The sequence below is a fragment of the Streptomyces sp. NPDC012835 genome, assembly GCF_042900885.1.
In the GTDB taxonomy this organism is placed as follows: Bacteria; Actinomycetota; Actinomycetes; order Streptomycetales; family Streptomycetaceae; genus Streptomyces.
On sequence record NZ_JBIBBW010000002.1, the window covers coordinates 990159 to 1008226 of the forward strand.

14 protein-coding genes, 1 tRNA gene and 1 pseudogene are annotated in these 18068 nt (G+C 71.6%); 11 read left to right on the forward strand and 5 right to left on the reverse strand.

Translation table 11 applies throughout. The features are described 5' to 3' along the window. The first annotated feature begins 136 nt into the window (after positions 1-136). The 8 genes and pseudogenes from ACFY6S_RS11760 to ACFY6S_RS11795 all read left to right on the forward strand — a co-directional run bounded on the left by ACFY6S_RS11760 (position 137) and on the right by ACFY6S_RS11795 (position 6762). Positions 137-1492 (forward strand): AAA family ATPase, encoded by a 1356-nt coding sequence (locus ACFY6S_RS11760; RefSeq protein ID WP_388825334.1) that lies wholly within the window; start codon positions 137-139, stop codon positions 1490-1492. Between the two features lie 177 nt (positions 1493-1669). Continuing rightward, positions 1670-2500, forward strand: coding sequence for a helix-turn-helix domain-containing protein (locus tag ACFY6S_RS11765; protein WP_388825331.1), 831 nt, complete (start codon positions 1670-1672; stop codon positions 2498-2500). 73 nt (positions 2501-2573) lie between these two features. Next, positions 2574-2714: a hypothetical protein gene (locus ACFY6S_RS11770; RefSeq protein ID WP_388825328.1), complete on the forward strand. Its 141-nt coding sequence runs from the start codon at positions 2574-2576 to the stop codon at positions 2712-2714. Between the two features lie 26 nt (positions 2715-2740). Next, entirely contained in the window at positions 2741-3913 is a 1173-nt protein-coding gene (locus ACFY6S_RS11775) for a methyltransferase (RefSeq protein WP_388825325.1), read from the forward strand. 143 nt (positions 3914-4056) lie between these two features. Next, positions 4057-5163: a methyltransferase domain-containing protein gene (locus tag ACFY6S_RS11780; protein WP_388825322.1), complete on the forward strand. Its 1107-nt coding sequence runs from the start codon at positions 4057-4059 to the stop codon at positions 5161-5163. 353 nt (positions 5164-5516) lie between these two features. Next, positions 5517-5837: a hypothetical protein gene (locus tag ACFY6S_RS11785; RefSeq protein WP_388825827.1), complete on the forward strand. Its 321-nt coding sequence runs from the start codon at positions 5517-5519 to the stop codon at positions 5835-5837. A 126-nt stretch (positions 5838-5963) separates the two neighbouring features. Further along, positions 5964-6698, forward strand: a pseudogene (locus ACFY6S_RS11790) (bifunctional DNA primase/polymerase). After that, positions 6689-6762: transfer RNA gene (locus ACFY6S_RS11795), tRNA-Lys, on the forward strand. Before ACFY6S_RS11790 ends, ACFY6S_RS11795 begins: the two are co-directional and overlap by 10 nt. Before the next feature lie 143 nt (positions 6763-6905). On the opposite strand, the gene ACFY6S_RS11800 is transcribed toward ACFY6S_RS11795, so the two are convergent. Next, positions 6906-8150, reverse strand: coding sequence for a M6 family metalloprotease domain-containing protein (locus tag ACFY6S_RS11800; protein ID WP_388825319.1), 1245 nt, complete (start codon positions 8148-8150; stop codon positions 6906-6908). A 902-nt stretch (positions 8151-9052) separates the two neighbouring features. On the opposite strand from ACFY6S_RS11800, the gene ACFY6S_RS11805 reads away from it, so the two are divergent. Then, the gene (locus ACFY6S_RS11805; RefSeq protein WP_388825824.1) at positions 9053-10789 is read left to right on the forward strand and encodes a putative bifunctional diguanylate cyclase/phosphodiesterase; all 1737 of its coding nucleotides are present in this window, start codon (positions 9053-9055) and stop codon (positions 10787-10789) included. A 19-nt stretch (positions 10790-10808) separates the two neighbouring features. Here ACFY6S_RS11805 and ACFY6S_RS11810 read toward each other — a convergent pair whose 3' ends face one another. The 4 genes from ACFY6S_RS11810 to ACFY6S_RS11825 form a co-directional block, all read right to left on the reverse strand. Further along, a complete protein-coding gene (locus tag ACFY6S_RS11810; protein ID WP_388825316.1) occupies positions 10809-12254 on the reverse strand; it encodes a WGR domain-containing protein in 1446 nt (481 codons plus the stop codon). 166 nt (positions 12255-12420) lie between these two features. After that, positions 12421-13566, reverse strand: a complete 1146-nt coding sequence (locus ACFY6S_RS11815) for an LLM class flavin-dependent oxidoreductase (protein ID WP_388825313.1) — start codon at positions 13564-13566, stop codon at positions 12421-12423. A gap of 180 nt (positions 13567-13746) precedes the next feature. Further along, on the reverse strand, positions 13747-14469 hold the full coding sequence (locus ACFY6S_RS11820; protein ID WP_388825310.1) for a decarboxylase: 723 nt from the start codon (positions 14467-14469) through the stop codon (positions 13747-13749). Then, positions 14466-15350, reverse strand: coding sequence for a decarboxylase (locus ACFY6S_RS11825; RefSeq protein WP_388825307.1), 885 nt, complete (start codon positions 15348-15350; stop codon positions 14466-14468). Before ACFY6S_RS11825 ends, ACFY6S_RS11820 begins: the two co-directional genes overlap by 4 nt. Positions 15351-15571: 221 nt before the next feature. Here ACFY6S_RS11825 and ACFY6S_RS11830 point away from each other — a divergent pair, with 221 nt between their 5' ends. Together ACFY6S_RS11830 and ACFY6S_RS11835 are read left to right on the forward strand one after the other, a co-directional pair. After that, a complete protein-coding gene (locus tag ACFY6S_RS11830) occupies positions 15572-16534 on the forward strand; it encodes a D-2-hydroxyacid dehydrogenase (RefSeq protein ID WP_388825304.1) in 963 nt (320 codons plus the stop codon). Next, complete coding sequence (locus ACFY6S_RS11835; protein WP_388825301.1) at positions 16527-18032, forward strand: amidase; 1506 nt, start codon at positions 16527-16529, stop codon at positions 18030-18032. The genes ACFY6S_RS11830 and ACFY6S_RS11835 overlap by 8 nt, the downstream gene beginning before the upstream one ends. Positions 18033-18068: the final 36 nt, after the last annotated feature.

Consider the following 18068-nt stretch of genomic DNA (forward strand, 5'->3'; position numbering starts at 1 on the left):
CGGTGACCACACCCGCGCACGCGCTCCGAGGGAGGGGCAGGGGACCAACCACCCGCACACCTAGAACCGCACGCCCGCACCCGCACACGTACTCGTACACCACAACACAACACACCGCCCACCCCCGGAGCCCCCGATGCCCCCGCACCCGCCTCCCACCACCACCCCCGCCGACCCCGCCGTCGCCGCCACCCGCGCCACGGACGCCATCCTCCGCGACACCCTCCACAGCCCGCACCGCGGCGTGGTCGTCGACTCGCCGCCGGGGGCCGGCAAGTCGACTCTGGTGGTGCGGGCCGCGCTGGAGCTGGCCGCGGCGGGGCGCCCGCTGATGGTGGTCGCGCAGACGAACGCGCAGGTGGACGATCTCGTCGTGCGACTGGCCGAGAAGGAACCGGAGTTGCCGGTCGGCCGGCTGCACAGCAACGATCCGGACCCGTACGACAAGGCGCTGGACGAGCTGCCGGCCGTACGCAAGTCGGCGAAGGCGGCCGATCTGGCGGGGCTCGACATCGTCGTGTCGACGGCCGCGAAGTGGGCGCATGTGCAGGGAGTGGAGCCCTGGCGCCACGCGATCGTGGACGAGGCGTACCAGATGCGTTCGGACGCGCTGCTCGCCGTCGCCGGTCTTTTCGAGCGTGCGCTGTTCGTCGGGGATCCGGGCCAGCTGGACCCGTTCAGCGTGGTGGGTGCGGAGCAGTGGGCGGGGCTGTCGTACGACCCGTCGGCGAGCGCGGTCTCGACGCTGCTGGCGCACAACCCGCAGCTGCCCCAGCACCGGCTGCCCGTTTCGTGGCGGCTGCCGGCGTCGGCGGCGCCGCTGGTGTCGGGCGCGTTCTACCCGTACACCCCGTTCCGCAGCGGTACCGGTCCCGGCGACCGGCGGCTGGCGTTCGGCGTGGCGTCGGACGGCTCGGGTCCTGACCGGGTGCTGGACGAGGCGGCCGAGTCGGGGTGGGGGCTGCTGGAGCTGCCGGCCCGGCACACGCCCCGTACGGATCCGGAGGCGGTGCGCGCGGTGGCGCTGGTGGTGCGCAGGCTGCTGGACCGGGGGGCGGCGGCCACCAGCGAGCGGTCGCCCGGTCCCGTGCCGGTGACGGCGGACCGCGTCGCGGTCGGTACGGCCCACCGCGACCAGGCGGCGGCGGTCCGGGCGGCGCTGGCCGAGCTGGGGGTGGGCGGAGTGGCCGTGGACACCGCGAACCGGCTCCAGGGACGGGAGTTCGATGTGACGGTGGTGCTGCATCCGCTGTCGGGACGGCCGGACGCGACGGCGTTCCATCTGGAGACGGGCCGGCTGTGTGTGCTCGCCTCCCGCCACCGGCACGCCTGCGTGGTGGTGTGCCGGGCGGGCGTGGCGGAGCTGCTCGACGAGCATCCGTCGACGGAGCCGGTCCAGTTGGGGGTGACGGTGAAGTTCCCGGACGGCTGGGAGGCGAATCACGCGGTGCTGGCGCGACTGTCGGAGCACAAAGTGAGCTGGCGGCCGTAAATCGCGTATCGGTACGGCACTCCCGCACCTCTTTCGCGCAGGCATTCGCCCCGTCCCGATTTCCTGTTCCGGAAACTGAAACCTCTTGTGCCTGTCGCGCCCGACCCGCGAACATCGAGACATGGCACTGACCCACGCGGAACCGTTCGGCGAGTGGTGGGAGAAGCACGGAAGCAAGTGAACAGAGGAGAGCTGGGGGCAGCGCTGCGGGCACTACGGAAAGCATCCGAGAAGGAGGCAAAATCCGTCGCCCGCAGCGCTGTCATGTCTACAAGCAAACTGTCGAAGATCGAGAATGGCCACGCTCCACCCAGCGTAAATGATGTTGAACGAATCCTCACGGCCATTGGCGTATCGGAAGAGGTGAAAGCTGAGTACCTGGACGTGGCACGCGCCGCAGCCACCGAAGTCACGGCTTGGCGCCTGGTCCGCCAAATAGGGATTCATAAAGTACAGCAGCAGACCGGGGCCCTAGAGGCTCAGATGACATCATTGAAAATCTTCCAGCCCGCATTGATCCCGGGGCTACTGCAAACCCCTGAATACATCCGGGCCGTTCTCTCCCGGCACGAACTGGGCGAAGACATCCTCGCCAGAACCATCGGCGCACGGCTGGAGCGTCAACGAGTAATCCATGACAGCACGAAGATCCTCCATTTCATCATCACCGAGAACGTGCTGCGTTGGCGCATCGTGACCTCCAGCAGAATGGCGGAGCAGATAGATCGACTCACTTCTCTTTCACGACTCTCCCACGTAAATATACAAATCATCCCGTTCACTGTTGAGCAAACAGACCTAGCAAGTCATTCATTCATCATCCTGGACGGCAGGACGGTGACGGTGGAGACCATCCACGCAGAGGTCAATGCGACAGACCCGAGAGACGTCGCGCTGTACGTGAAAAAATTCAACGGCTTCGCATCCGTGGCACTTTCCGGTGACAACGCACGCGCGATGATGGAAAGCATTCGAAGTGAATATTTGCGCGAACAGGAAACCGGCTAGACGGGACCCGAACACCCATGGATCGTTGCCCGCAGCAGAGGAGATGCCCATCGTCGAGCAGAGGGAGACAACGATGGCGTGGGGAACCGGCAAGGGCGGCGACAGCGGCGATGGGAGGCACGGCGGACAGAAAGACCCCGGCACCTCCAAGCCGAGCCCGGACACCCAGAGCGGGAAGCCGGAGCCCAAGCACAAGCGCGGCGGCGACAAGTGACATCTGACGAGTGCCGGTCGGCCGTCTTGGACGACCTCCTCCGGGATGTCGCGGCGGAACTGGGCCACGATGTCGCCCCCGAGTGGCGCGAGGCGGCCGACGCCGTCGCGCGGCATCGCTTTCTGCCGGAGCGGATCTGGCTGGACGACGGCAGGGGCGGCTACGCACCCCACGACCTCGGAAAGGACCCCGCCGGCTGGTTCCGCGCCGCCTATGCGAACGCTCCGGTGGTCAGCCAGGTCAACGACGGAGTGGAGCCGGACGACCCGGGCGACGCGTGGCCGTCGTCCTCGGCGTCGGCGCCTTCCATCGTGTTCCGGATGCTTGAGGAACTCGACCTGCGTGACGGCATGTCGGTGCTTGAGATCGGCACCGGTACCGGCTGGAGCGCCGGCCTTCTCGCCCATCGCCTCGGCGGGGGCAACGTCTCCTCGGTCGAGGTGGACCCGGGGCTGACCGCGCGGGCCCGCACAGCGCTCAACGCCTCCGGGCTCGACCCCGCCGTCCGCTGCGGGGACGGCCGGCTCGGCTGGAGCGACCGCGCGCCGTACGACCGGACGATCTCCACCTGTGCCGTCCGTTCCGTGCCACGCTCCTGGATCGAGCAGACCAGGCCCGGTGGAGTCATTCTGACTCCGTGGGAGAGTCCGTGGCTCTGCTGGGGCCTTCTCCGCCTCACCCTTGAGGAGGGCGGAGTCGCACAGGGCCGGTTCAGTCCGCACAGCTCGTTCATGCTGATGCGCGGCCACCGCACCGACCTGCGCGTCTTCCGCGATGTCGTCCGTGACGACCAGCAACCCGCCGAATCACGCACCACCGCGCCGGCCCACGCCGTCGCCGCCGATGAGTGGGACCTGGGTTTCACCATCGGTCTGTGTCTGCGCGACGTCTGGAAGGCGTGGGACGACGCACCGGACGTGGCCGGGGTGTCGAGACGGCTGTGGATCGCCACCACCGACACCGCCTCCTGGGCCGCCGTGGACCACGACGGCGAACACGACGACGGGTTCACCGTGTGGCAGTACGGCCCGCGCCGCCTCTGGGACGAGGTCGAATCCGTCCACCGGTGGTGGAACGACAACGGCAGGCCGGGACCCGAACGATTCGGCCTCACCATCACACCGGACGGAACACGAACCTGGCTCGACACCCCCGCTCGGTCGCTGCCGGGCCGAGCCGCGCCGGTGCTCCACCCTTGATCCTCACCGCCCGGACAGCGCACAGCCACCGCGTTGAGACGCCCAGCCCTGAACAGACCGAACAGACCGGAAGCACCGGGCCGCAGGACCGCCGTGCCACCGGGGCCGACCAAGCCCTACGAGCCTCCGAAGAAGTGAGCCACATGACGACACAACGGCGGCTCGTGGCGACGCTGGACGCCAAGGGCGCGCTGCCGCCCGCGTGGCGGTCCGCCGTGGCCTCGGTGGACCGCGCCCTGTTCATTCCCCGTGTCATCGAGGAGGGCGACTTCGCCGACGATCCCGGGAGTTGGCTGCGGGCCGTCTACGCGGATTCCCCCGTCGTCACTCAGGTGAACGACGGGAAAAGCACACCGGGAGGCGCGTTCCGCCTGTTCACCTCGTCCTCCTCCACTCCCTCGGTCATGCTCGACATGCTGGGCCTGCTCGATGTCCGGGAGGGTCACAGGGTTCTGGAGATCGGTACCGGGACCGGTTACCACGCCGCCTGGCTGGCCCACAGGCTGGGCGAGAGCAACGTGACCACTGTGGAGGTGGACGAGGCGGTGCTGACCGCCGCCGTGGCGAACCTGCGACGGGCGGAACTCCACCCGGCGACGGTTCTCGGCAACGGCCGTGACGGGTACCACCGAGGCGCGCCGTACGACCGGATCATCTGCACCTGCACCGTCCGGGATGTGCCGCGAGCGTGGGTGGAGCAGTGTCCGGACGGGCGGATCGTCACCCCGTGGGGCAGCAGCTTCTTCAGCGGCTCCTGGGCCACTCTGGATGTGGTGAACGGAACGGCGCGGGGCCGGTTCTCCGGCTACCCGGCCTTCATGTGGGACCGCACCCAGCGGGGCGGCGCGGGACGCGTCACCGACCTTTACCACCGGGAGAACGGGGACAAGGGGCGTACCGACATCCCGCCCCAGAACGTGATCCAGGACGATCCCGCGTTCTTCACCGGCCTGAGCGTCACGGACGCGTGGTACCGCTGGTGCGCAGCGGACGACGACAGCGGGGAGGCCACCCTGTGGTTCTTCGCCGACGACCGCGCCTCATGGGCGACGGTCGAGTACGTCCCCGGCTCGGAGAGCTACGAGGTGGAGCAGTACGGCCCCCGCGCCCTGTGGGACGAAGTGCGGACGGCGTTCCTCCAGTGGCACGAACGGGGTAAACCGGAGCGGTCCCGCTTCGGGCTCTCGGTCGACAGCGACGGCCAGCGGGTGTGGCTGGACGACCCGCGCCACGTCATCGGCCGGCGGTAGCGGGTCGGCGACCGTGGCGAGCGGGGCGGGACACCCCCACCGGACCCCGACCGGAGCGGGGCGCGGCCCGCCCTGCTCGCGCTTCGCCCGAGGCCCACTTGCGCGCGGTTGGACAATGGATGGTGGCCCACGGGGCCGGTACACGCACGAGCAGGAGGAACCACATGGCGGATGCCGAGCGGAGCGAGCGGCGGGGAGGGCCTTTCCTCCGGGACGGGGCGGATCAGGGCGCGGGTCCCGGCGCCGTGGATCGCGCGGTGAATCCCACGGCGCGGGAGGAGGGCCGTCCCGCGACGACATCGCGAGGCGCGACGCCGGGGGCCGCGGGCCAGGCAGGTTCCGGGAGGCGGGGCCTGCGTCCGGCGCCGCTGATCTTCGAGCCCGCGGCGGCGGTCGCCGATCCCGAGCACTTCTTCGATCTGGAGTCCCTGGAGGACCCGGCCGAGCTGCTGGCCAGAGCGACCGAGCTGACCCTCGCGTTCCGGGCGGCGACGGACCGGGCGGTCGAGTTCCAGGCGGTCGCCGCCGCGCAGCTCGCCGATCCGCGCCGTTTCGACCGGCTGACGACGGCGGACATCGCCCGGCGGGCCGAGTGGACCGAGGACTACACCATGAAGATGGTCGAGTTCGGCCGTGATCTGCTGAGCGGTGAGGGACTGGCGGGGCACCCGTAGTCCCGCAAGTCCCGCGCTGCGCACGTGGCATATGCCGGGGCGAAGGTTACGCCGCCGCGTGCTGCCCTGTCCCGGCTTTCGTGAACTCTCGGGAACAGCACCGTCACTCCCGGTAGATCTTGGGTTATGAGCGCATGGCGACAGGACGACCCCACCCCGAACTCCGGCGCGTCGCACGCGGAGCGCCGCTCCGACCTCTTCGGCCTCCTCCACGACGAGAGCCGCCACCAGACCGCCCACGTCACCCCGGCGGGCGCCCGCTGGCTCGCCTCGGCGGGACCGTATCCCCGCTCCACCCTCTCCCTGTGGGACGCCCGGCCGGCCGCGCCGAGCGTGCTGCCCTGCGGCTCCGCGTTCGACGTGGTGAGCGCCCCGGCGGTGTTCGGCCGCCGCATGCTGGACCGGCTGTGGTCCGACGGTCCCGGCTCCGGACCGGTGGCCGAGTACCGCGGCCGTACGCTGCTCTTCGCCTCGCCGGGCACCGCCCAGCGGCTGCCCTCCCTGCTGTCCTGGGAGGAGTGGGGCGGCGCGGGAGCCGGCGGACCCCGGGGCCCCGGCGACCGGGAGGCCACCCCGCCGCTGCTCTGTCACGGAGCGGGCGACGCGGTGACCGTACCGCCGCTGGTACCGGGCCCGGCGGCCGGTCCGCGCTGGGTGGTCGCTCCCGACACCCTCCAGCCCTGGCTGCCGGGTCCCGAGGTGCTGCTGTGGGCCTGCGTACGGGCCGCCCGCGCCGTGTCGGCCGTCACCGCGCGCACCGCCCTGACCACGTGAAACGGCTCCGGGAGCGGCCCGCGGATATCGATTTTTCCTACCGCCGATCCGGGTGCTAAGGTCTACGACGTCAGCAGGCGCCGCTAGCTCAGTTGGTTAGAGCAGCTGACTCTTAATCAGCGGGTCCGGGGTTCGAGTCCCTGGCGGCGCACCGACAGACGGAAGCCCCTCACGCGAGTGAGGGGCTTCCGTCGTTCGCGCTCCCCGTTCGCCCCCGCTCGCCTCCGGTCACGCTCAACGAACCTCGGCGCCCGGGTGACCCGCACACCGCGGGGCCGGTCGGGGTACGGCCGCTCAGATGTCAGGGGTGATCTTGACCGTCCAGGCCCCCGTGGCCGTCCGATCCTCCACCTGCACCCGCGTCCGCTCCCCCGGCACCGTGAAGGTCTCACCGACGCCGAGCGGCGCGTTCGCCAGCTGCGGGTAGACCGACCGGTCCCAGCAGGCTTCACTGCCCGGATGGGTGTCCACCACCTCGACCGGGCCGCCGCCCGAGGCGGTGGAGCCGCGCACCCGGTAGATCAGCACACCCTCGGTGCAGGTGTTGATGTCGTTGCCGGTCGCGGCGCGCGCCTCGATGGCGAGCACCGTGTCCTTGCCGGTCCTGACGACCGCGAGCCTCGTCCCCGTACTGCCGCCGACGGAGCGCGCGGCGGCTACGGGCTCCAGGGTGAGCAGGCTCGTACCCGTCGGCGGTACGCAGCGCACCTGGCGCCGGTCGAGCCAGCCGAGCTTCCATTTGTGCCAGCCGAAGAGGTCGGGCGAGAGACCGAACTGACTGCCCATCACGTCCCAGTCGCCGACGTAGGTGTCCCAGTCCCCCTTGTTGTCCATGGGCCGGTGGTAGAGGTCCGCCAGGTCGAAGACGTGCCCCGTCTCGTGGGCCAGCACGTTGCGGTCGGGCGGATGCCGCTCGAAGACGGTGACGACGCGCCTGATGTCCGTACCGTCCGCGCGCAGGGGACGCTCGAAGTTCACCACCTTCGTGGCGTCGGAGTCGACACCCGGCGCGTCCGGGTCCGCGACCAGATAGACGATGTCGTAGCGCGAGAAGTCGACGTGCGGATCGGAGACCGCCAGCGCGTCCCGCAGATACGCCGTGCGCCGCGCCGGCGGCCAGTCGCGGCGTATGCCGTACGAGGTCGACGGGTGCGGCATCCGCAGCCAGTCGCGGCGCGGATGCGCGCGCAGTCTGAACTTCCCGTACGAGGCGCGCTCGTAGAAGCGGCTGGTGGCGGGGAAGTGGTCGGCCGTCAGCTCGGCCGGACCGTACTTGGGCGTGGAGTCCGGGAAGGACAGGAAGATCATGATCGCGTCGAGGGTGCGGTCGGGGCGCGGATAGGCGGCGTTCCAGGTGTCGAGGCCGAGGGAGTGGTGGGCGGGGGTACGGGGCAGGGCGCATGGCCCCCGCCCGGCCCCCGCCGCCGCCGGCCCGGCCACCAGAGAGGTGGCGGCGAGCGCCATGAGGGAGGTGAAGGCCGCCGCGGTCCTGCGCAGTCGGGGGCGCTCGACCGCCCCGGGTGGCTGCGGACGCTCCACGTCGACCTCCGGCTACAGGATGCGGTTACCACGTCCACCCTGTGTGATTTTGAGGTGATATGCCCTGTTCCGCTGCCCCACATGAGTGAGCGGCGCGCGTGAGCGCCCGGACCACCTCGCCGTCCGCCGGCACCCCGGAGCCCCGCCGTCCCACCGTCCCCACCACCGCCGCAGCCACCCACGTCACCACCGGCATCACCGTCTCCACCGCGACCGTGATCACCACCGGTACCACCCTCACCACCGTCACCACGGCGTCAGCACGCGGCACCCACCACGACACCCCGGCTCTTACGGAAAGTCACCGTGGTTCGCGACCGAGCGGTCCGGAGTCCGCCAAGGCCAGGCACGCAGAAACGATCGTTCAATCAGTTCTCCGCGGATTTACGCGTCCCGCTTCCCTGTCCAGAAGCTGGAATGGCCCCCCGGCGTCCCTCTATGATCGGCACACTTTCTCTGGCTGACCCGTCCCGACCCCCCTGTACGACACCACTGCACCGCGGGAGCGAGCCGTGAGCGGAACCTCCGAAGGGCCGTGGCCGGCGGCAGTCGCGGCGGCCGAAACCGTATGTCACCCGATCACAGAACGTCACTCTCTCGGCAGAGCCACCGCCGAGCAGCAGAACCCCCCTGGGCAGGAGCACCAGGGCGCGGGCGAGAGTCCGGGCCCGCGGGAGGAGCCGGGCCAGCAGCAGGAGCCGGGCCAGCAGGAGGAGCCGGGCCCGCGGGGACAGCAGGACCGGGACGAGGGGAAGGGCCCGCGCGTGCGACAGGACCCGGACGAGCACCCCGGCCGCCGCGAACGTCGCGAGCCGCCGGCGGACCCCGCGCCGCCGGTCTCCGAGTCGGAGATCCGCGCGCTGCGGGACCACCGGGCCGCGTTCCAGGCGGCCCAGCTCGCCATGGCTCTCGTCGACCGCGAGGGCACGGTCGTCAGCGCCAACGACGCGTTGGCCGCGCTGCTGGGCACGGAGCCCGCCGCGCTGTGCCGCCAGCCCGCCGCCGACCTCGTCGACCTCGCCTCGGACAGCCGCACCTGGCACTCCTACCGTCAGGTGCTGGACAACCGGCGCCCGCGCTTCCGCTGCACCCGCCGCCTCAAGCACCCCGACGGGCGGACGCTGTGGGCCGAGGTCACCATCGCTCCCGTACCCGAGAACGGCCAGGTGCTGCTGTCGATCGCGGACATCAGCGACCGGCGCGAACTCCAGGCGCGGCTGCGGCATCTCCAGATGCACGACTCGGTGACCCGGCTGCCCAACCGGACCCTGTTCTTCGAGCGGCTCGCCTCGGCGCTGGAGGCGTCGACATGCGACGCCGGTACGGGGGTCGCGGCCGGGGGCGGGGCGTACGACCCGGCTCACCGGTCGTACCGCGATGGCAGAACAGGGCGGATCGGCCTCTGCTACCTCGATCTCGACGGCTTCCAGGCCGTCAACGACACCCTCGGGCACGGCATCGGCGACCGGCTGCTGGCCGCCGTGGCGAACCGGCTCACCGAGTGCGCCGACCACGACGGCTACACCCGCAGCGGCGGCCATCTGGTGGCCCGGCTCGGCGGCGACGAGTTCGCCATCCTCGTCGAGGACTCCACCGGTACGGAGCAACTCGCCGATCTCGCCCGCTCCGTGCTCGCCGCTCTCCAGCGGCCCTTCGACCTGGCCGGCCAGCGACTCTCGGTATCGGCGTCGATCGGCGTCGTGGAGCGCGCGGCCGAGGGGACCACCCCGACCGGTCTGATGCAGGCGGCGGACACCACGCTGTACTGGGCGAAGGCCGACGGCAAGGCCCGCTGGACACTCTTCGACCCGGAGCGCAACGCCAACCGGATGACCCGGCAGGCGCTCACCTCCACGCTGCGACCGGCCGTCGAGCGCGAGGAGTTCGTCCTCCAGTACCAGCCGCTGGTGGGGATGGGGGACGGCGTCGTGCGCGGGGTGGAGGCGCTGGTGCGCTGGAACCACCCGCAGTTCGGCACGCTCGCGCCGAATCGGTTCATCGGTATCGCCGAGGAGGACGGCTCGATCGTGCAGCTCGGCCGGTGGGTGCTGCGGACCGCCTGCCGCCAGGCGCGGCAGTGGCAGCTCGACCATCCGCACACCGCTCCGCTGTTCGTCAGCGTCAATGTGGCCGTGCGCCAGGTCTGGGACTCCGACCTCGTCACCGATGTCGCCGAGATCCTGGGCGAGACCGGGCTCCCGCCGAAGCTGCTGCAACTGGAGCTGACCGAGTCCGCGGTGATGGGCTCGGCGGGCCGTCCGCTCCAGGCACTCCAGGCACTGAGCGACATGGGGGTGCGGATCGCCATCGACGACTTCGGCACCGGCTACTCCAATCTCGCCTATCTGAGCAGGCTTCCCGTCTCGGTCCTCAAGCTGGACGGTTCGTTCGTGCGCGGCTTCCGGTACGACGAGGGGGTGCATCCGAGCCCGGCCGACGAGACGATCGTCGAGGCGCTGGTGCAGCTCGCGCACCGGCTGGGGCTGACGGTCACCGCCGAGTGCGTGGAGACCTCCGGCCAGGCGGCGCGGCTCCAGCGGATCGGCTGCGACACCGGGCAGGGCTGGCTGTTCTCCCGCCCGGTGGCGCCCGAGCGGATCGCGGAGATGATCGTGGCGGTCGCGGCGAACCACGCGTGACCGGCGTGCCCCGCCCGGGTCACACCAGCCGCTTTATCTCGCCCCTCACCCGGTAGAAGCCGCCCTGCGCGGGGTGCAGCGACTCGACCACGTACCGGGTGCCGGCCTGGCGTATGCCGCGTGGGAACTGCACGTTCCAGGTGGGTTCGAAGCCGTCCGAGACGACGTGGACGCGGAGCCGGCCGCCGTGGTCGACGCACTCCACGACCACCCCGCCGGCCGGGGCCGTCTCCGTGGAGACCGTCGCCACCGTCCGCACCGAGGTGGCCGGGGTGTAAGTGGGCAGCGCTGCGGCCGACTTGACGTCCATCGCGACCGGCACCGTGCCCTGCTGGGCGGCGGTGACGGCGGCGGCGCTCGCGTCGACGCAGACGAGCGAGCCGTCGGTGGTGACCATGTACAGCTTCTCGTCCAGATACTGCATGGAGAGCGCGGAGCCGCCGCCCGTGCCCAGCTTCCACAGCCGGGTCCCGTCGGCGTCGAAGCAGTAGACCGAGGAGGAGCTGTCGCCCGCGAAGACATAGCGTCCGCCCGGCGCGGTGGCGCACGAGTAGACGGCGGTGTCGCAGCGGTACGTCGCCTCCACCACGCCGGTGCTCTTCGCGAGGCGCTGGACGACATGGCGGACCGTGCCCGCGTACACCGACGCGTCCTCCTGCCAGCCGAACAGCACCCCGCCCGCCGTCGGGGTGTGCCACAACTCGCCCGCGCCGCCCGGCTCGTACGCCGTGACGCCCCTGCCGTGTCCGTGGTAGACCGCCCGCTCGTCGGCGCGCACCATCCAGCCGTGCTCACCCGCCGACCTGCGGGACCACTGGTGCTCGTCCTCGTGGTCGATGACCGTCAAACCGCCGTTGCGGTCGGAGACGTCGAGGACGCCCTCGCGGATGTCGAGCCAGAAGATGTCGACGTCGGCCGCGATGTCGTACGCCGCGAAGGGCAGCTTCGACGACAGGTCGTACACCTTGCCGTCGTCGCACCCGGCGTAGATCCAGAAGTCGTCCGCCACCAGGCACTTGACGCCGTCCGGCAGCGCGTAGCGCGCCAGCACCTCGCCGCCGTGGCTGAGCGTGTAGACGTCGCCCGCCTGATTGCCCACCCAGCAGCGGTCCTCGTCGATGTGGATGCCGAAGGCCGAGGAACCCGTGCGGAACCGCCACAGCACCGGGGCGACGGAGCGGGACGTGGAGGGCGCCGAGCTGACCTGACGGCGCGTCACCGGTCGCGCCGCGCGCTGCCCTTGGACAGCGGGCGCGTATCCCTTGCGGACCTTCTCGCCGACCTTCTTCGCGGCCGCGGCCCGCGCCTTCTGCTCGGTCGGGAAGGACGAGATCTGCGACTGGCCGTCCGCGCCGATCCGGCCGTACCGAACCGAGACCACCGTGCCCTCCACGGTCACCTCGTAGAACTTGTGCGCCCCCGCGCCTTCCTGCGACAGCTCCAGATACGTCGTGGCACGCGCCATGGCAGACCTCTCCCCCACGCTGGGCCCGGCGGCCTGTCCGCCGATCCACTACGAGAACGCTACGAGGAGGCACTGACAATCGGCCCCCGGGCGCGGGCGCGCCCAGGGGCCGTGAGGGGGTCGGCCGGTCCGGGACCGGCCCCGTCGCAGGGCGGTCCGCCGGGGATCAGTCCGTCGGCAGGCCGTACGCGTCCGCGATCAACTCGTAGCTGCGCAGCCGGGCATCGCCGCCGTGGGACTGGGCGGTGATCATCAGTTCGTCGGCGCCCGTGCGCTTCTGAAGGTCGTTCAGGCCGTCGCGCACCGCGTCCGGGGTGCCGTGGACGACGTTGCCGAGCCAGCCGTCCACGAAGTCCTGCTCCATGGAGCTGAAGCGGTACGCCTCCGCCTCCTCCGGTGTCGGTACGAGTCCCGGACGGCCGGTGCGCAGCCGGACCATGGAGAGGGCGCCGGCGAGCACCTGCCTGCGCGCCTCGCGCTCGGATTCGCTCGCCAGGGCCGAGACACCGATCACCGCGTACGGGGCGTCCAGCACGCCGGAGGGGCGGAAGGACTCGCGGTAGAGGTCCAGCGCGGGAAGGGTGTTCTGGGCGGAGAAGTGGTGCGCGAAGGCGAACGGCAGCCCCAGCACGGCGGCCAGCCGCGCGCTGAAGCCGGAGGAGCCGAGGAGCCAGACCGGCGGCCGTCCCGGAGGTCCCTGGACCGGGCCGGGCACCGCGTGGATACGGGAGTACGGGTGGCCGTCGGGGAAGTCGTCGTCCAGGAAGCGGGTCAACTCGGCGAGCTGCTGCGGGAAGTCGTCCGCGCCCTCGTTCAGCCGGTCAGTGCGGCGCAGCGCGGCGGCTGTCGCGCCGTCCGTGCCGGGGGCGCGGCCGAGTCCCAGATCGACACGGCCGGGGGCGAGGGCCTCCAGGGTGCCGAACTGTTCCGCGATCACCAGGGGCGCGTGGTTGGGCAGCATCACACCGCCGGAGCCGAGCCTGATGCGCTCGGTGTGGGCGGCGAGGTGGGCGAGGATCACCGCCGGGGACGACGAGGCGACGCCCGGCATCGAGTGGTGTTCGGCGACCCAGTGCCGGTGGTAGCCCCTGCTCTCGGCGAGCCGGGCCAGCTCGACGCTGGTGCGCAGGGCGCTGGTGGCGGTGGAGCCACTGCCCACCGTGACCAGGTCGAGTACGGACAGGGGTACGGGGGCGTTGCCGCGCGCCGTGCCCCGGATCGCGTCCGTGGACTCCCTCGGCGCGTCCGCCGTCGTCCCGCCCGGCGTGTCGCCGCTCGTATCGGCCGTGGTGCCTCGGCTCGCCTCGTCCACCGGTCAGACCCTCCTGCGTATGAAGACAATCAGCATGCAGATCGTCAACAACAGGAGGGTCGCTCCGGTTATTCCCGGCCGCTCACGCCGGGGGCTTGTTCAGGGGGCGCACCGGACCCAACGGCTCGCACGCCCCGGCAGCGGTGCCCGACCACCGCCGGGCACCGCGCGGTCAGCCGCTCACCGTTCCCGGCTCGCGAACAGTGTGCCCAGCCTCGGCGCCCACGCCTTCCGCTCCGCCAGCCGCAGCCCCTCCCAGACCGTCACCTGGTTCGCCGTGAGCACCGGCTTGCCGAGCAGCTCCTCCAGCTCCGGCAGATACGCGGCCGTGTGCAGCGCCGTATCGGGCAGCAGCACGGCCTCCGCGTCCGGATGGTCACCCGCGCGCACCAGCTCCAGCACCTGGTCCCGGCCCCAGGTCCCGACCTCGGCCGCCGTGATGATGCCGCTGGCGCGGTCCGCGACGACCTCGATCCCGGCCGCCTTGAGGAACGCCGTGAAGTGTCCGGTGACGTCCGCCGGATAGGTCGCGGCGATGGCGACCCGCTCGGCGCCCAGCTCCCGTACGGCGTGGGCGAAGGCGAACGACGTGCTCGACGCGGGCAGCCCGGCCGCCCCGGCGAGGGCGCGGATCTGTTCCCGCGCGCCGTCCCATCCGTACACGAAGCTGCCGCTGGTGCAGGCCCACACCACCGACTCGGCGCCGGCCAGCCGCAGCTCCTCCACTCCGGTGGCGAGCCGCTCGTCCTCGCCCATCCGGATCAGCGCGTCGACCCGGTGGGCGTCCTCGCCGATGTCGGTGTGGACGAGGGGCAGCCTGATGTCGCTGTCGAGCAGCACCTCAATGCGCGGGTAGTCGTCCTCGGCGGAATGCCCGGGGTAGAGGAATCCGACGGTCGTCATGTCCATCCTTCCGAATCGTCCGGCAACGGCAGCGCGTCCGGCGGCAGGCCCGCCTGCGCCGGCCCCACCGGTGCGATCGGAGGGAGCGACTCCACCGGCGGTGCCGGCGGCGCTTCCGGCACGGGCTCCCGTAGCGTCCCGGCCTGGCGCCGGTCCATCAACAGCGCCTGGTACGGGCCGACGGCCTGCGCGCCGAGTCTGCGCAACGCCGCCCACATCGTGACCTGGTTGGCCGACAGGACCGGCATCCGCAGCTCGGCCTCCAGCTGCGGAATCGCGTCGTACGTCGGCAGATTCGTACAGCTGATGAAGAGCGCGTCGGCCGCCCCGACGACGGCCTGCCGCGCCATATCCATGACCGAGCGGTAGGGCACCTTCCAGATATCCCTGGTCAGCCCCAGAAAAGCGCGTCCCGTGACCGTTACCCCGACCTCGGCCAGATAGTCCTCCAGGGATTGGGTGACGGATTCCGTATAGGGCGTGACCAGTGCGATCCGGGTGGCTCCCAGCTCTCTCAGTGCTTCGACCAGCGCGCCGGTGGTGGTCAGCGAGTCCACCTCGCCGGAGCGGCTCATCTCCTCGCACATGGCCCGTTCGCCGAGCGGGCCGCCGACGAAACTGCCGGAGGTGCAGGCATAGGCGATGACCTCGGGTTCGGACGCGCCCAGCGCCCGTACCGCCTCGCGCAGTGTCTCGTGCTCGCTGACCAGCCGGGCGAGGTCGAGGGAGACCTCGACCGGCACATAGGGCGTTCTGGTCAGGCGCAGCGAGATCTCGTCGGGCACCCATCGCCAGAGTTCACGATCGAGTGCGAAATCGAACGGAGCGACCACGCCGACACCACGTTGCGGCTGTGGTCCACCCAGAAAGGAGACTTCCATGGCTGGCCCCCTTATACGCTTGTTGTTGACGACGGTAGGAGCCGGATGCGAGCGTGGTCAATCGTCATTTCTCAGACGTTGCACGGAATTTTCCCGCGGGAAATCCCGCGGGAATTGCGGCCGGTGAACCGCTCGCGCGGTCGCGACCGCCCGCACCGGCCCGACCGGCCACAACCGTCCCGCCGTCACTCGTCCGGCACCCGGCAGAAGGGCACCCGCGCATGGCGTCCCCCACTCTCCTCGTCCTCGAACCGGCCGGCCCCTCCCCCTCGTCACCACGGCTCGGCCGGCTCACCGGCAGAGCGCTGGTGACCACCACCGACGCGGCGGGGCTCGCGGCGGCGCTGCCGCTCGCGGATGTCCTGCTGGTCTGGGACTTCACCTCCGACGCGGTACGCGTCGCCTGGCCGGGCGCGGGTCCGCGCCCCCGCTGGGTGCACACCGCGAGCGCCGGGGTGGACCGGCTGCTCTGCCCCGAACTGGTCGCCTCCGACACGGTCGTCACCAACGCCAGGGGCATTTTCGAGGAGCCGATCGCCGAGTATGTGGCGGGCCTGGTCCTCGCGATGGCGAAGGACCTCCCCGGCACCCTGGAACTCCAGCGGCAGCGGCGCTGGCGCCATCGCGAGGGGCTGCGGGTCGCGGAGAGCCGCGCCGTCGTGATCGGCGCGGGTCCGATCGGCCGGGCCGTGGCGCGCACGCTGCGGACGCTCGGGGTGAGCGTCGCCGTCACCGGCCGTACGGCCCGTCCCGGCATCCACGGCGCCGACCAGCTCGACCGGCTGGTCACCCGGGCCGACTGGGTGATCGGCGCGGCGCCGCTGACGGACGCGACGCGCGGGATGTTCGACGCGCGGCTGTTCGGCCTGATGCAGCCGTCGGCGCGGTTCATCAACGTGGGGCGCGGACAGCTCGTCGTGGAGAAGGACCTGATCGCCGCCGTCTCCAAGCGGTGGATCGCGGGCGCCGCGCTCGACGTCTTCGAGCGGGAGCCGCTCGACCCGCAGAGCCCGCTGTGGGACGTCCCCGGGCTGATCGTCTCGCCGCACATGAGCGGTGACACGGTCGGCTGGCGCGACCGGCTGGGTGAACAATTCGTGGAGCTCTACGAACTTTGGGCGGCCGGAAAGCCGCTTGCGAACGTGGTGGACAAGAAACGTGGGTACGTCCCCATGCATGACTGATCACGCGTTCCCGACCGATCCGACCGACGTGACCACTCCCACCGACCCGGCCGCACCGGCCACCCCCGCCGACCCGGCCGATCCCACCGGGCTGACCCGGCTGACCGCGCGGCAGCTGCTGGCGGGCTACGCGCGGGGCGACTTCTCCCCGGTCGACGCGGTCCGCGCCGTGCTGGACCGGATCGCGGTGGTCCAGCCGCTGGTCAACGCGTTCGTACGGGTGGACTCCGAGGCGGCGCTCGCCCAGGCGGAGGCGGCGGCCGGGCGGTGGCGGGCGAAGGAGCCGCAGGGGTTGCTGGACGGCGTGCCGGTCTCGGTGAAGGACGTGTTCCTCCAGCGCGGCGGCCCGACCCTGCGCGGCTCCATGACCGTACGGAAGGACGGCGCCTGGGACGAGGACGCGCCGGCCGTGGCGCGGCTGCGCGAGCACGGCGCGGTGCTCGTCGGGAAGACGACCACGCCGGAGTTCGGCTGGAAAGGGGTCACGGACTCGCCGCTGAGCGGGGTCACCCGTAACCCCTACGACCTCACCCGCACCTCGGGCGGGTCGAGCGGCGGCAGCGCGGCGGCGGTGGCGGCGGGCGCGGCTCCGTTGTCCATCGGCACGGACGGCGGCGGTTCGGTGCGGATTCCGGCCTCGTTCTGCGGGATCTTCGGGCTCAAGCCGACGTACGGGCGGGTGCCGCTCTATCCGTCCAGCCCGTTCGGCACGCTCGCGCACGCGGGCGCGATGGCGCGGGACGCGGCGGACACGGCGCTGCTGACGGATGTGATCAGCGGCGCCGACTGGCGGGACTGGTCGCGGCTCGCCTCGGCGCCCGCCCTCGGGGACTCGCTCACGGAGGGGGTGAAGGGGCTGCGGATCGCGTACTCCCCGTCCTTCGGCGGCCAGGTCGCGGTGCAGCCGGCGGTGGCCTCGGCGGTACGGCGGGCGGTGGGCCGGCTCGCGGAGCTGGGCGCGTACATCGAGGAGGCCGATCCGGACATCAGCGATCCGGTGGAGGCTTTCCACACCCTGTGGTTCAGCGGCGCGGCGCGGCTGACGCAGTCGTTCGGCAAGGAGCAGCGGGAGTCGCTCGATCCGGGGCTGCGGGAGATCGTCGCGGCGGGCGGACGGTGCAGCGCGCTGGAGTATCTGGCCGCGGTGGACGCGCGGATGGAGCTGGGGCGGCGCCTGGGCCGGTTCCACGAGTCGTACGACCTGCTGGTGACGCCGACCCTGCCGGTCACGGCGTTCGCGGCGGGGATCGAGGCGCCGGGCGGCGCGGGCGGCCGGGGGGCGGGGCAGCGGCGCTGGACGTCCTGGACGCCGTTCACGTATCCGTTCAATCTGACGCAGCAGCCCGCCGTGAGCGTGCCGTGCGGAGTGGACGGGCACGGGCTGCCCATCGGGGTGCAGCTCGTCGCGGCCCGGCACGGGGACGCGCTGGTGATGCGGGCCGCGCAGGCGCTGTACGGGGCGGGGGCGACGCACATCCCGGCGCCCGCGGTGGGCTGAGGCGCCCCGGAGCGAGGCGAAACGCCGGCCGGCCGC